This window comes from Actinoplanes sp. NPDC024001, from assembly GCF_040638955.1.
Lineage (GTDB): Bacteria > Actinomycetota > Actinomycetes > Mycobacteriales > Micromonosporaceae > Actinoplanes.
In genome coordinates this window covers 1-13,356 of record NZ_JBEZZB010000226.1, presented here as the reverse complement: position 1 = coordinate 13,356, position 13,356 = coordinate 1, and the positions used below count along the sequence as shown (strand labels likewise).

Sequence of the window (13,356 nt, the reverse complement as noted above, 5' to 3'; positions counted from 1 at the left end):
TGGTACTGCACTCGGGAGGGTGTGGGAGAGTAGGACGCCGCCGGACTCAACGTGAACGGTCGAGGGCCGCCCCGGGTACGGGGTCGGCCCTCGACTGCTTTTGTGTGTCTGCTCCCTAGTAACTTTGTGTGTCGAGGCATGGCCGCCCGTACCGAGGGCCCACCGCCGTACTGGAAGGAATGATCCGTGACTACAGGACCGCAGGACGGCGGCTCCAGCAACCGCGACGACGATCGTCGTCCCGGCCGCGGTCGCGACGGCGACGGTGACGCACGCCGCGGTGACCGGGGCGGCTACCAGGGCGGCGGCGGTTCCCGTGGTGGGGACCGTGGCGGCTTCCGGAGCGACGACCGGGGTGGGTCCCGTGGTGGCGACCGGGGTGGTGACCGCGGCGGGTTCCGTGGCGGTGACCGGGACCGGGGCGGCTACCAGGGTGGCGGTGACCGGGGCGGCTCACGAGGCGGATACCAGGGCGACCGGGACCGCGGCGGCTTCCGCCGGGACGATCGGGGCGGCTCGCAGGCCGGCGATCGGGGCGGTTCGCGCGGTGTCGAGCGCGGCGGCTACCAGGGCGGCGGCGACCGCAGCCGTGGTGGCGACCGGGGTGGCTTCCAGGGTGGCGGTGACCGCGGCGGTTTCCGTGGCGGTGACCGTGACCGGGGTGGTTACCAGGGTGGCGGCGACCGGGGCGGTTTCCGTGGTGGCGACCGTGACCGGGGCGGCTACCAGGGTGGCGGCGACCGCGGCGGCTTCCGTGGTGGCGACCGTGACCGCGGTGGCTTCCAGGGCGGTGACCGCAGCCGTGGTGGCGACCGGGGTGGTGACCGCGGCGGGTTCCGTGGCGGTGACCGTGACCGGGGTGGCTTCCAGGGCAGCGGCGACCGGGGCGGTTACCAGGGCGGTGGCGACCGGGGCGGTTTCCGTGGTGGCGACCGTGACCGGGGCGGCTACCAGGGTGGCGGTGACCGCGGCGGCTTCCGTGGCGGCGACCGTGACCGTGGAGGTTTCCAGGGTGGTGATCGGGGCGGCTCGCGCGGTGGCTACCAGGGCGACCGTGAGCGGGGCGGCTTCCAGGGCGGCGACCGTAGCCGTGGTGGCGACCGGGGTGGCTTCCAGGGCGGTGGTGACCGCGGCGGGTTCCGTGGTGGCGACCGTGACCGGGGCGGTTACCAGGGTGGCGGCGACCGCGGCGGGTTCCGTGGCGGCGACCGCGAGCGCGGCGGCTTCCAGGGCGGCGACCGCCAGCAGGGCGGGCCGCGCGAGGGCTTCCAGGGTGACCGGGGCGGGTTCCGTGGCGGTGACCGTGACCGTGGCGGCTACCAGGGTGGCGGCGACCGGGGCGGCTACCAGGGTGATCGCGGTGGGTTCCGCGGTGACCGGCCGGGTGGGCCGCGCGAGGGCTTCCAGGGTGGCGACCGCGGTGGCTTCCGGGGCGGTGACCGTCCGCAGGGCGGTGGCTTCCGGGGCGACCGGGAGCGGGGCGACCGGGACCGTTCGTTCGGGGACCGTCCGCGCGGCGACCGGTTCAACGACCGGCCGCGCGGTGACCGTCCGGGCGGCGACCGGGGTGGCTTCCGCAGCGACGACCGGGGCTTCCGGGGCGACCGGGACCGCGGTGGCTTCCGGGACAACGGCGCCGGCCACGACCGGCAGGACGAGCGTGAGGGCGGGCAGCCCGCCTTCCAGTCCCCGGACATCCCCGAGGACATCCAGGCGACCGACCTCGACCAGGAGGTGCGTTCCGAGCTGGTCGCGCTGGCCCGGGACATCGCTGACAAGGTGGCCCGCCACCTGGTAGCGGCCGGTCAGATCATCGACGAGGACTCGGAGCTGGCGCTCCAGCACGCCATCGCCGCGCGGCGGCTGGCGTCGCGGATCGCGGTGGTCCGGGAAGCGGTCGGGCTGGCGGCGTACGCGGCCGGCGACTGGACGACGGCGATCGCGGAGCTGCGCACCTACCACCGGATGACCGGGCGGCAGACGCACCTGGCCGAGCTGGCCGACTGCGAGCGGGCCCTGGGCCGGCCGGAGCGCGCCATCGACCTGTTCCGCGGCGCGGACATCGCGAAGCTCGAGAAGGCCAACGCCATCGAGCTGCTGATCGTGGCGGCCGGCGCCCGCGGCGACCTCGGCCAGCACGATGCGGCCGTGGCGATGCTGCAGGTTCGCGAACTGACCACCGAGGAAGACGCCGAATGGGCGGCGCGCCTGCGGTACGCGTACGCCGATGCCCTGCTCGCGGCGGACCGCCGTGAGGAAGCGCGGGAGTGGTTCGCGCGGGCTGCGGCGGCCGACGAGGACCAGCTCACCGACGCCGCCGAGCGGCTGCTCGAGCTGGACGGCGTCTCGATCGAGGGCGACGAGCCGGAGGACGACGAGGAGCCCGAGGCGTCGCACGGCCAGAACGACCCGGACGGCGACGAGGACGACGTCGACGACGAGGACCTCGACGACGACGAAGACCTCGATGACGAGGACGACCTCGACGACGAGTTCGACGAGGACGAGGACGACGCCGAGGACGACGAGGAAGAGAACGAGGCCCGGCTCGCCGCGACCGACGTGAACACCGACCCGCTCGAGGACGACGCCCCGGGCACGGCGGAGCCGGTCGCCACCGGTGGGGTCACCGACTCGCTGGAGAAGCCGGCGACGGAGACCACCGAGGGCGGCGTGACCGACTCGGTCGGCGAGGCCGAGCCGGCGAGCACCAAGGCGGAGCCGGGCGTCGCCGGTGGGGTCACCGACTCGCTGGAGAAGCCGGCGACACCCGGACAGGTGGTTTCCGGCGGCGTCACCGATTCGGTGGACAAGCCCGGTGACGAGTTCGTCGGCAGCTCCGAGGACGAGCGCCCGCAGGGATGAGCGATCACCTCGCAGGCGGCTACGACCTGGCCATCTTCGACCTGGACGGCGTCGTCTACCTGATCGACAAGCCGATCCCGGGGGCGGCCGAAGCGGTCGAGCGGCTGCGAGCGGACGGCACCGCGATCGCGTACGCGACGAACAACGCGTCGCGTCGCGGTGCGGACGTCGCCACGCTGCTGAACGGCATGGGCGTCAGCGCGGCACCGGCCGAGGTGCTCACCTCGGCCGGCGCCACCGCGGCGCTGCTCGCCGAACGGCTCCCGGCGGGGGCGAAAGTGCTGGTCGTCGGGGCGGAAGCGCTGCGCGCCGAGGTTCGCGACGCGGGCCTCACCCCGGTCGGCTCGGCCGAGGACGCGCCGGTCGCGGTCGTGCAGGGGTACGGGCCCGAGGTCGGCTGGAAGATCCTGGCCGAGGCGGCGCTCGCGGTGCGGGCCGGGGCGACCTGGTTCGCCACCAACACCGACCGGACACTGCCCAGCCCGCGCGGCCCGCTGCCCGGCAACGGGTCGCTGGTCGCGGTGCTGCGGACCGCCCTGGACCGGGAACCGGACGTGGTGGTTGGCAAACCGCAGCCGGGCCTGTTCACCACGGCGGCGGCACAGGCGGGAGCGGACCGGCCGCTCGTGGTCGGCGACCGGCTCGACACCGACATCGAGGGCGCGGTCGGCGCGGGGATGGACAGCCTGCTCGTGCTCACCGGAGTGAGCGGGCCGGCTGAGCTGCTCGGTGCGCCGCCGGAGCGCCGGCCGACCTACGTGGCGGCGGACCTGAGCGGGCTGTTCCGGCCGGCCGGCGACGCGCGGATCCCGGCCACCGGCGGACAGGCCGGTGGCTGGCGGGTCACCCGCGACGGTGACCGGGCGCGGTTGGACGGCTCCGGAGACCCGGTCGACGCTCTGCGGCTGCTCTGCGGCGTGACCTGGGACGGCGTGCCACGGTCGGCGATCGAGGCCGGATCGGCGGGCGCGGAGGAACTCCTGCGGTCCTGGGAGCAGTAGAACCGCGGGAGAACGCGGGACCGTGCTTCACCCGTACCCCGTGGAAGGAAGAATGCGCGGCTGCGGCCGCGCGCCTCTCACCTGCGCGGGTGGATCCGGGTGATGTCGGCCAGCATGTGGCCGCCGCTCTGGGCGGCGTCGTCGATGTGCGGCGCCGCGCGGTCCGCATCGCTCGTGGGTTTCGGGGTGTATGTGTAGCGCCGCCGCGGGAGCGGCGCGTCAGGATCGATGTGCAACAGGCCGTCGACGAAGGCCATCACCGGGCCGCTCATGTAGTCGAAGGCGGGCACGGCCACCTGCTCACAGCACTCGTGCAGATCATCGGCCGTCACCGTGTCGTCGATACGCGGGAGGCCGGGGCGGGGACGTTTCATGAACCCTCCCAGTTTCCTGGCCGGCCGGACAGCCGGCCCATGGTTCCCTGCCCCCATCGTCGCACCGTTCGCCGCCGGAACCGTCGCCGTTGCACCTTCTGCCGGATCAGGTGACGCGGTGAACCGTTGCGGAACCTGACTCGTATCTCCGGGCGAAGCCGGTGCGGCTAGAGGAGCTTGCGGAGCTTGAGCAGATCGAACGGGTTCGCCTTCACGCTGATCTGCCGCGACGCGATCGCGCGGGTGACATCGAGCCGGCCCTGGGTCAGGGCGATCAGGTCGTCGCTCGCGGCGATCAACGCGATCTTGGCGCGTGGGTCGTCGCCGTCGGTGATGTCGACCAGGCGGCCGCCGGTCAGCCGGGCGTGGAACGCGGTCTCCAGGTCGGTGACCCGGCACGCGAGCGTCCGGTCGAGGTCGAGCTTGCCCTGGGTCTCCGCGTTGGCCGCGAGTTTCGCGGCGAGATCGTGCAACGCCTGGCGGCACTCGTCCACGGTGGCCATTCGCACCCTCCCTCACGACACCAGCACGGTACCTCAGGAAGTTGTCGGGGGTGCCCGGTAGCGTGGCACCCGACGCGGCGAGAGGAGGCGAGATCATGCCGGATGCATGGCGAGCGTATCTGGACCTGGCGCTCGGGCTGACGGAGGCCCCACGGAAGAAGGCGCAACAGGTCGCCGGGGAACTGCTCAACAAGGGCGGTGCGACGGCGGCACAACTGCAAGGACTGGTGGAGGACCTGGTCTCGGCCGGGGTGGCCAATCGCGAGGCGTTGACGAACATCGTCCGCTACGAGGTGGACCGGGCACTCGGGCACGTCGGGCTGGCCACCGCCGACGAGGTCTCCGACCTGACGACACGGGTGCATGACCTGGAGCGGCAGCTGCGCGAGGCGCAGGCGCGGGCCACCGCGGCGGAGAGCGCCGAGGTGAGCGGGACGCGGCTGGAGAAGCCGGCGCCGGCGCCGCGACCGGTGAAGAAGGCCGTCGCGAAGAAGGCGGTCAAGGCGAAACCGAACGCCATGCCGGCGGCGGGCACCGTGCCGGCCGTGCCGGCGGGGAACGCCGCGGCGTCGTCGGCGGGGCCGGTTGCTGAGGCGGCCGGGGCTCCGGTTGCCGGCTCGGGTTCCGGGCCGGCCGGGCGGCGGGCCAAGAAGGTGCCGGCCAAGGCGGCGTCCAACGGGGCGGCGCCGGTGAAGCGGGCGCCGGCGAAGAGTGCGGCGGCGTCGCCGGAGGCGGGTGCAGGGGTGGCACCCGTCAAGCGAGCGCCGGTCAAGAAGACTGTGGGTCGGCGGGCGTCGGCGCCGTCGGCCAGGAAGCCCGCGGCGGGCCTGCCGGTTGATGATGTGCCGGTTCAGGCGGCCAACGCGCTGACCGAGACCACCGGCGGGCCGTCGGCTGAGGGTGCGCCGGCCCGCACCGGTTCGCCGGCCAAGAAAGCGGCCAAGCGTGCGCCGGCGAAGGCGGCGGGGCCTGGGGCTGCGGTGAAGCGAGCGCCTGGGCGCAAGGCCGCGGGGTCGGGCCCGGCGCTGGACCAGGCGGGGCCGCCCGGGACCGCTGCGGCGCCGGTCAGCTCGGTGACGGAGGCTGCGGCGGCGACTGAGCTGCCGCCCGTTACGCCGTCGTCGCCGGCCGGGGGATCGGCGGTGGCTGAGCCGACGGCTGTGGCATCAGTTGCGGCTGCGGAAGAGCCGGCGGCTGCGAAGCCGGTGAGCGCCGAGGTGCCGGGGCAGGCTTCGCGGGCGGCGGCTTCGGCGGCGCTGGAGCAGGGACACCAGGCCGCGGCGCCGCGCAAGCGGGCGCCTCGCAAGGCGGTGGCTTCGGCGGGTGGCGCTGCGACGGCTACGCGGACTGCTGCGCCCGCGAAGGGCGCTGCGGTGGGTGAGACGGTCTCCGAGGCTGCGCCCGCGAAGGATGCTGCGGTGGGTGAGACGGTCTCCGAGGCTGCGCCTTCGAGTGAGGCCGCTGCGAAGACCGCGCCTGCGCGGGCTGCGGCGGTTGAGCAGCCGGCCGCGGACGCTGCTGCGGTCAGCGGGACCGGGGCTGAGGCCGCGCCGCGGAAGGCGGGGCGGGCTGCGGCGAGTGGTGGGGCTCGGAAGGCCGCGCCGCGGAAGGCGGCGGGTGGGAGTGACGCCGCGCCGAAGACGGTTACGCAGCGGACGCCGGCCAAGAAGGCCGCGGCCGGCAAGACGAACGACGAGGGTGCTCCGGTGACGGCGGCGCGGCGGGGTGCCGCGGGGCGGACGCCGGCGAAGAAGGCCGCGCAGGTGCCCAGCCAGTCGACGCCGGCGGAGGACAGCGCCGGCCGGACCGAGAAGCCGGAGGCGTGACCCCGTGACGTTCCCCAACTCCCCACAGCCCGGTCCGCGGCCGGGTCCGCCGCCCGGGGGATACCGGCCCGCGCCGCCTCCGGGTGGCTATCGCCCTGCGCCTGCGCCTGCGCCGGGCGGGCACCGGCCGCAGGGTGGTGGCCCGGTGCCTGGGCATCCCGGCGGTGCCGGTCAGCCGGGGCAGCCGGGCGGTTCCGGGCAGCCGGGGCATTCGGGCGGTGCCGGTCAGCCGGGGAGCTGGCGGCCGGGTGATCGTGGTGGAGATGCGGGTGGCGGTGGCGTTTCTGGTGGGGCGGGTGCGTCTGTCGAGGGCATGAGCGAGGCGCAGCCGGAGAACGTGGGTGCGGGGCAGCCGGGTGGGAACGGGGAGGACACCGGGCACCCCGCGGTCGACGCGGTGCTACGGTCGCTCGCCAACGCCGCGCGGCTGGCACCGGCGGAGCAGATCGCCGAGTACGAGGCCGCGCACCAGGTGCTCCAGGAAACCCTGGCGAGCATCGACCGCTGACACCCGTACGCAAAAAGGATCTTTATGGCCCGCCGTGCGCGACTGGACGCTGAGCTCGTCCGCCGCAAGCTTGCTCGTTCCCGGGAACAGGCCGCCGCGCTCGTCGCGGCCGGCCGGGTGCAGGTCCGGGGCACCGTCGCCCAGAAGGTGGCGGCGATGGTGGACCCGGCCGACCCGATCGTGGTCACCGGGGAGGATCCGCAGACCGAGTACGTGTCCCGGGGCGGGCACAAGCTGGCCGGTGCGCTGGCGGTGTTCGGGCCGCGCGGGCTGACCGTGAGCGGGCGCCGCTGCCTGGACGCGGGCGCGTCCACCGGTGGCTTCAGCGATGTGCTGCTGCGGGCCGGGGCGAAGCAGGTGGTCGCGGTCGACGTGGGCTACGGGCAGCTGGCGTGGCCGATCCGCACCGACGAGCGGGTCGTGGTGCAGGAACGCACCAACGTGCGGACGCTGACGCCGGAAGCGATCGGTGGGCCGGTCGATCTGACCGTGGCGGACCTGTCGTTCATCTCGCTGCGGCTGGTGCTGCCCGCGCTCGCCGCCTGCACGGCGGCCGACGGTGACCTGGCGCTGATGGTGAAACCGCAGTTCGAGGTCGGCAAGGAAAGGGTCGGCGCGGGCGGCGTGGTGCGTGACTGGCGGTTGCGTGCCGAGGCGGTTCTGGACGTGGCGGCGGCCGCGGCGGAGCTGGGACTGGGCGTGGTGGATGTCACCGCGAGCCCGCTGCCGGGGCCGAGCGGCAACGTCGAGTTCTTCGTGTGGTTCCGGCGGGACGCGCCGCCGGCGGATCGGGAACGGGTCGAGGCTGTGGTCGCTGCCGGGCCGTCCGGCGCGGCGGCGGAGGCTGGCGGGGTTGAGGCGGCGGTCGCGGGTGGCGCGGCGGCGGACGCCGGCGGGGTTGAGGCCGCGGTCGCGGCTGGCCCGGCGGAAGCCGGTGCTGGTGCGGTTGGCGCCGGTTCCGGCGCCGGCGGTGCTGGTGAGGCTGGTGCGGTTGAGGCCGGCGCCGTCGTGGGTGGTGCGGATCTCAAGGAGGAGAAATGACTCGCTCGGCCCTGCTGGTGACGCACACCGGCCGCCGGCAGAGCACGCAGCACGCCCGGGCGGTGGCGCTGGATCTGCTCGCCGCCGGGTTCGAGGTGCGGGTGATGGCCGATGAGGTCGCCGACCTGGATCTGCCACCAGGGGTGCTGCCGGTGGACGACCCGGCGGCTGCCGAGGGCGCGGAGATCGTGCTGGCGCTCGGCGGCGACGGGACGTTCCTGCGCGCGGCCGAGCTGGCCCGGCCGGTGAAGGCGCCGCTGCTCGGGATCAACCTGGGCAAGGTGGGCTTCCTCGCGGAGGCGGAGATCGACCACATCGATCAGGCCGTCGCTGACGTGGTGGCGGGTGCCTACAAGGTGGACGAGCGGCTGACGCTGGACGTGCGGGCGGAGTACGACGGGCGGCTGATCGCCGAGTCGTGGGCGCTCAACGAGGTCACCGTGGAGAAGGGGCAGCGGGCGCAGATGCTCGAACTGCTCGTCGACGTCGACGGGCGGCCGCTGTCCCGCTACGGCTGCGACGGTGTGGTGTGCGCCACACCGACCGGGTCGACGGCGTACGCGTTCTCGGCCGGCGGCCCGGTGGTCTGGCCCGAGGTGGAGGCGCTGCTGCTCGTCCCGATCAGTGCGCACGCACTGTTCAGCAAGCCGCTGGTGACCGCGCCGACGTCGACGTTCGTGCTGACTGTCGACCCGTACACGTCGTTTGCCGTGCTCTGCTGTGACGGCCGTCGCACCTGGGACCTGCCGCCGGGTTCGAAGGTGACGGTCGAAAGGGGTCAGCTGCCGGTGCGGCTGGTGCGGTTGGCGCCGCGCCCGTTTACCGACACGCTGGTCGCGAAGTTCGAGTTGCCGGTCGTCGGCTGGCGAGGGAATCGACGCTGACCATCGGGGTTGCTTCGGTTTTCCACCGCGGGTAAGCGCAGCTACCCGCGGTGGGCATTTGTCGGTGGGTCCCGATACTGTCTGCCCTGTGCTGGAGGAACTGCGCATCACCGGGCTCGGCGTCATCGACGACACGACGCTGCGGCTCACGTCCGGAATGAATGTGATCACCGGTGAGACCGGTGCCGGTAAGACCATGGTGGTGACCGGTCTCGGACTGCTCTTCGGTGGCCGGGCCGACGCCGGCCGGGTCCGGGCCGATCCGGGCCGTGCGGTGGTGGAGGGCCGGCTGCGGCTGGCCGGCAGCCTCGGTGACGCGATCCGGCCCCGGATCACCGACGCCGGTGGCGAGGCCGACGACGACGGTTCGGTGCTGCTCAGCCGCACGGTGACGGCCGAGGGCCGGTCCCGGGCGCACGTGGGCGGGCGCAGCATGCCGGTGTCGATGCTCAGCGAGCTGGGCGAGCAGGTCCTCGCGGTGCACGGCCAGTCCGACCAGCTGCGGTTGCTCCGCCCGTCCGAGCAGCGTTCCGCGCTGGACCGGTTCGCCGGCCCGGAGCACGAGAAGCTGCTGGAGGGCTATCGCGAGGCGTTCACCCGCTGGCGCGCGGTGGTGGAGGATCTGGCCGACCGGCGGCGCAACGCCCGCCAGCGGTCGCAGGAGGCCGACCTGCTCAAGCTCGGCCTCGACGAGATCACCCGGGTGGATCCGCAGCCCGGTGAGGACGAGGAGTTGCGCGCCGAGGTCCAGCGGCTGGAGCACGCCGAGGGCCTGCGGGTCGCCGCGACGCTGGCCGCGCAGGCGCTGGCCGGCGGGGTGGAGGCGGCCGACGACACGCCGGACGCGACGCAGCTGCTCGGCCTGGCCCGCCGCACCCTGGAGGGCCAGTCGGCGGTGGACGCGTCGCTCGGCGACCTGGCCGCCCGGATCGAGGAGGCGGCCACCCTGGTCGGCGACGTCTCCTCCGAGCTCTCCGCCTATCTGGGCACGCTCGACGCGGACCCGGCCCGGCTCGAGGCGATCTACGAGCGGCGGGCCGCCTTGCGGGCGCTCACCCGGAAATATGCCGACGACATCGACGGTGTGATCGAGTGGGCGGAGAACGCCCGCACCAAGTTGAGCGAGCTGGACACCTCCGACGAGCTGCTGGAGGAGCTGGACAAGGAGCGCCAGCGGCTGGCCGCGACGGTCGGCGAGCTGGCCGGGCGGCTGACCGCGGCCCGGCGGGAGGCGGCCGGCCGGTTCTCCGAGGCGGTCAGTGTCGAGCTGGCCGGCCTGGCGATGCCGCACGCCCGCGTCGAGGTGGCGGTGCTGACCCGGCCGCCGTCGCGCGACGAGCCGACGGTCACGGTCGACGGTGCGGATCTCGCCGCCGGGCCGGACGGCGCCGACGACGTGGAGCTGCGGCTGCTGGCCCACCCGGGCGCGCCGGCGCTGCCCCTGCAGAAGGGCGCCTCCGGTGGTGAGCTGTCCCGGGTGATGCTCGCCATCGAGGTGGTGTTCGCCGGTGCGGGCGGTCCGCCGACCCTGGTCTTCGACGAGGTGGACTCCGGTGTGGGCGGCACGGCCGCGGTGGAGATCGGGCGGCGGCTGGCGCGGCTCGCCCGTACGCATCAGGTGTTGGTGGTGACGCACCTGCCGCAGGTCGCGGCGTTCGCCGATCGCCACCTGGTGGTCGCGAAGGACACCGGTGGGGCGATCACCACGAGTGGCGTCCGGATCGTCGAGGAGACCGAGCGGGCCCGGGAATTGTCCCGGATGCTGGCGGGTCTGCCCGATTCGGATCTTGGTATCGCGCACGCGGAGGAGTTGCTTTCCGTAGCGGCACGGGAGAAACGTGCCTGATAAGTCCGTCTTGTCGGTGAGCTGGCGCATGTCGCGGGGGAGCGGCGTGCGGCGGCGTGTCAGGATGGCCGGGATGCGACTTCCCATTCCCACACTGCGCCGGACCCGCGGCACCGAGCCGGGCCCGGTCTCCGGGCTGGCCCGGCTGGACCGGCGGACCAAGCGCCTCACCGGGCGGCTGCGGCCCGGTGAGATCGCCGTGATCGACCACGTCGATCTGGACCGGGTCGCCGCTGATTCCCTGGTGGCGGCCGGGGTGACGGCGGTGCTCAACGTCAAGCCGTCGATCTCCGGGCGCTATCCGAACCTCGGTCCCGAGGTGCTGATCCAGGGTGGCGTGATCCTCGTCGACAACCTCGGCGAGGAGGTTTTCCAGGGCATCCGCGAGGGCCAGGTGGTCAGCATCGAGGGCGGCACCGTGCTGCTCGACGGTGAGCCGGTGGCGACCGGGGAGCGGCAGGACGCGGAGTCCGTGGCGAAGGCGATGGCCGACGCCCGCGAGGGCCTGTCGGTGCAGCTCGAGGCGTTCGCGGCGAACACCATGGATTACCTGAAGCAGGAGCGCGACCTGCTGCTCGACGGCGTCGGTGTGCCCGATGTGCAGACCAACATCGCCGGGCGGCACGTGCTGATCGTGGTGCGGGGTTACGACTACAAGGACGACCTCGACGTCCTGCGGCCGTATATCCGGGAGTACAAACCGGTGCTGATCGGCGTGGACGGCGGCGCCGACGCGCTGGTGGAGAACGGCTACACCCCCGACATGATCATCGGGGACATGGACTCGGTCACCGACGACGTGCTCCGCTGCGGCGCCGAGGTGGTCGTGCACGCCTACCCGGACGGCCGCGCGCCCGGCCTGCAGCGGGTGCAGAACCTGGACGTCGACGCGCTGACCTTCCCGGCCGCGGCGACCAGCGAGGACCTGGCCATGCTCCTGGCCGACGAGAAGGGCGCGTCGCTGATCGTGGCGGTCGGCACCCACGCGAACCTCGTGGAGTTCCTCGACAAGGGCCGTGGCGGCATGGCCTCCACCTTCCTCACCCGGCTGAAGGTCGGCGGCAAGCTGGTCGACGCCAAGGGGGTGAGCCGGCTCTACCGGCAGAACATCTCCGGCTCCGCGCTGCTGCTGCTGGTGCTGTCCGCGGTGGCCGCGATGGCGTCGGCGATCGCGGTATCGACGGTGGGGAAGGCGTATCTCACCGTGGTGTCCGAGTGGTGGGACAATTTCGTCTTCCAGCTGGGCAATCTTCTCTGAGGGCATCGTGATCAACTTCCGGTACCACGTGGTGTCGCTCACCGCGGTCTTCCTGGCCCTGGCGATCGGGCTGGTGGTCGGCACCGCCGCCCTCAACGGCCCGGTCTCGGAGAACCTGCGGGCCAACCTCAACGCGCTGAAGAAGGACAACGACGTCAAGCGTGACCAGGTCCTGCAGGCACGCGAGGAGCTGAGCCGTAACCAGGACTTCGCCCGGGAGATGGCGCCGTACGGGCTGTCCGGCCGGCTGGCCGGGCGCAAGGTGGCCGTGGTGACGCTCCCGGAGGCCGGTGACTCGGCCGACGGCGTGGTGGAGATGCTCGGCGTGGCCGGCGCCACGCTGACCGCCCGGGTCGGGGTCGAGACCAAGTTCTTCGAGCAGGCCAACGCCAACCAGCTGCTCGACCTGGCCGACGAGTCGTCGCAGCCGAGCATCCCGGCGTCCGGGCTGCCGCGTAACAGCGACGGGGTGGAGACCGCGAGCGCGCTGCTGGCGCTCACCCTGCTGCAGGGCACGGTGACGCCGACGGCCGGTGACGTGACCGCGGTGCTGACCGCGTTCTCCCAGGCCGGTTACATCACGGTGGAGGACAAGGCGACCGGCGGCGCCGACGCGATCGTCCTGGTGGCCGGCCCGCCGGCGACCGACAAGGAGGCCGGCCGCAAGAGCCAGTCGGCGGTGACCATGGCGACCCAGTTCAAGCACCGGCCGCTGGTGGTGGCCGGGGACGGCGGCGGTGAGGGCAGCCTGGTGGCCGGGGTGCGCAACGACCCGGCGCTGGTGAAGGAGATCTCCACGGTGGACAACGCGAGCACCGTGCAGGGTCAGGTCGCCACCGGCATGGCCACCTACGAGCGGCTGGTGCTCAACCGGTCCGGGCAGTACGGACTCGCCGCCGGCGCCACGTCCATGGTGCCGACGCCCGCGGTGTGACCGCGTCTAGACTTCTCGGCCATGGCTTTCCTCCGTTCGTTCGGTATCGGCGCGTCGGTGGCGCGGACCACCCTGGCCTGGGTGCGGCGCGACCCGAACGCGGGTGAGCTGCGCCGGACCAACTTCCACGGGCGGACGGTGTCGCTGGCCGGCGGCCCGGCACTCGCGCTCGGCGCCACCATCGGTGCGGCCTCCGGCGCCCGTGACCGCAGGCTGGCCGATGTGGCTCAGGTAGTTCGGGTCGATCGGGATGCAGTGCCCGCCCACCCCCGGCCCCGGGTAGAACGCCTGGAACCCGAACGGCTTGGTGGACGCC

At 73.6% G+C, this 13,356-nt stretch carries 11 protein-coding genes and 3 pseudogenes; 10 read left to right on the top strand and 4 right to left on the bottom strand.

Going from position 1 to position 13,356, the window contains the following annotated elements:
• Positions 1-453: 453 nt before the first annotated feature.
• Positions 454-1,644, bottom strand: coding sequence for a hypothetical protein (locus tag AB0F81_RS46645; protein WP_360210054.1), 1,191 nt, complete (start codon positions 1,642-1,644; stop codon positions 454-456).
• A 90-nt stretch (positions 1,645-1,734) separates the two neighbouring features.
• Between AB0F81_RS46645 and AB0F81_RS46640 the strand changes: the two genes are divergently transcribed.
• A complete protein-coding gene (locus AB0F81_RS46640; RefSeq protein ID WP_360210052.1) occupies positions 1,735-2,865 on the top strand; it encodes a hypothetical protein in 1,131 nt (376 codons plus the stop codon).
• Positions 2,862-3,866, top strand: a complete 1,005-nt coding sequence (locus AB0F81_RS46635) for an HAD-IIA family hydrolase (RefSeq protein ID WP_360210050.1) — start codon at positions 2,862-2,864, stop codon at positions 3,864-3,866. The genes AB0F81_RS46640 and AB0F81_RS46635 overlap by 4 nt, the downstream gene beginning before the upstream one ends.
• 77 nt (positions 3,867-3,943) lie before the next feature.
• Here AB0F81_RS46635 and AB0F81_RS46630 read toward each other — a convergent pair whose 3' ends face one another.
• Entirely contained in the window at positions 3,944-4,240 is a 297-nt protein-coding gene (locus tag AB0F81_RS46630; protein ID WP_360210048.1) for a hypothetical protein, read from the bottom strand.
• A gap of 167 nt (positions 4,241-4,407) precedes the next feature.
• Positions 4,408-4,743 carry an SCP2 sterol-binding domain-containing protein gene (locus AB0F81_RS46625; RefSeq protein ID WP_360210046.1) on the bottom strand — a complete coding sequence of 112 codons (336 nt, stop codon included), beginning with the start codon at positions 4,741-4,743 and terminating at the stop codon, positions 4,408-4,410.
• A 95-nt stretch (positions 4,744-4,838) separates the two neighbouring features.
• Here AB0F81_RS46625 and AB0F81_RS46620 point away from each other — a divergent pair.
• The 8 genes and pseudogenes from AB0F81_RS46620 to AB0F81_RS46585 all read left to right on the top strand — a co-directional run.
• Positions 4,839-5,138 (top strand): annotated as a pseudogene (locus AB0F81_RS46620) (hypothetical protein); the annotation flags it as partial.
• 1,514 nt (positions 5,139-6,652) lie between these two features.
• The gene (locus AB0F81_RS46615) at positions 6,653-6,886 is read left to right on the top strand and encodes a hypothetical protein (protein ID WP_360210044.1); all 234 of its coding nucleotides are present in this window, start codon (positions 6,653-6,655) and stop codon (positions 6,884-6,886) included.
• Positions 6,883-7,077, top strand: coding sequence for a hypothetical protein (locus AB0F81_RS46610; RefSeq protein ID WP_360210042.1), 195 nt, complete (start codon positions 6,883-6,885; stop codon positions 7,075-7,077). Before AB0F81_RS46615 ends, AB0F81_RS46610 begins: the two co-directional genes overlap by 4 nt.
• 24 nt (positions 7,078-7,101) lie before the next feature.
• A pseudogene (locus tag AB0F81_RS46605) lies at positions 7,102-7,899 on the top strand (TlyA family RNA methyltransferase); the annotation flags it as partial.
• A gap of 215 nt (positions 7,900-8,114) precedes the next feature.
• The gene (locus AB0F81_RS46600) at positions 8,115-9,002 is read left to right on the top strand and encodes an NAD kinase (RefSeq protein ID WP_360210040.1); all 888 of its coding nucleotides are present in this window, start codon (positions 8,115-8,117) and stop codon (positions 9,000-9,002) included.
• Positions 9,003-9,090: 88 nt separating this feature from the next.
• On the top strand, positions 9,091-10,848 hold the full coding sequence (gene recN / locus AB0F81_RS46595; protein WP_360210038.1) for a DNA repair protein RecN: 1,758 nt from the start codon (positions 9,091-9,093) through the stop codon (positions 10,846-10,848).
• 64 nt (positions 10,849-10,912) lie between these two features.
• Positions 10,913-12,106, top strand: a complete 1,194-nt coding sequence (gene steA, locus AB0F81_RS46590) for a putative cytokinetic ring protein SteA (protein ID WP_360210056.1) — start codon at positions 10,913-10,915, stop codon at positions 12,104-12,106.
• Positions 12,107-12,113: 7 nt separating this feature from the next.
• Positions 12,114-13,040 (top strand): copper transporter, encoded by a 927-nt coding sequence (locus tag AB0F81_RS46585; RefSeq protein ID WP_360210036.1) that lies wholly within the window; start codon positions 12,114-12,116, stop codon positions 13,038-13,040.
• A gap of 225 nt (positions 13,041-13,265) precedes the next feature.
• Here AB0F81_RS46585 and AB0F81_RS46580 read toward each other — a convergent pair.
• A pseudogene (locus tag AB0F81_RS46580) lies at positions 13,266-13,356 on the bottom strand (hypothetical protein); the annotation flags it as partial.

Coding starts and splice junctions, on each gene's coding strand:
- AB0F81_RS46600 (WP_360210040.1), top strand. CDS start 8,115: ATGACTCGCTCGGCCCTGCTGGTGACGCACACCGGCCGCCGGCAGAGC.
- steA (WP_360210056.1), top strand. CDS start 10,913: ATGGCCGGGATGCGACTTCCCATTCCCACACTGCGCCGGACCCGCGGC.
- AB0F81_RS46635 (WP_360210050.1), top strand. CDS start 2,862: ATGAGCGATCACCTCGCAGGCGGCTACGACCTGGCCATCTTCGACCTG.
- AB0F81_RS46610 (WP_360210042.1), top strand. CDS start 6,883: ATGAGCGAGGCGCAGCCGGAGAACGTGGGTGCGGGGCAGCCGGGTGGG.
- AB0F81_RS46625 (WP_360210046.1), bottom strand. CDS start 4,743: ATGGCCACCGTGGACGAGTGCCGCCAGGCGTTGCACGATCTCGCCGCG.
- AB0F81_RS46630 (WP_360210048.1), bottom strand. CDS start 4,240: ATGAAACGTCCCCGCCCCGGCCTCCCGCGTATCGACGACACGGTGACG.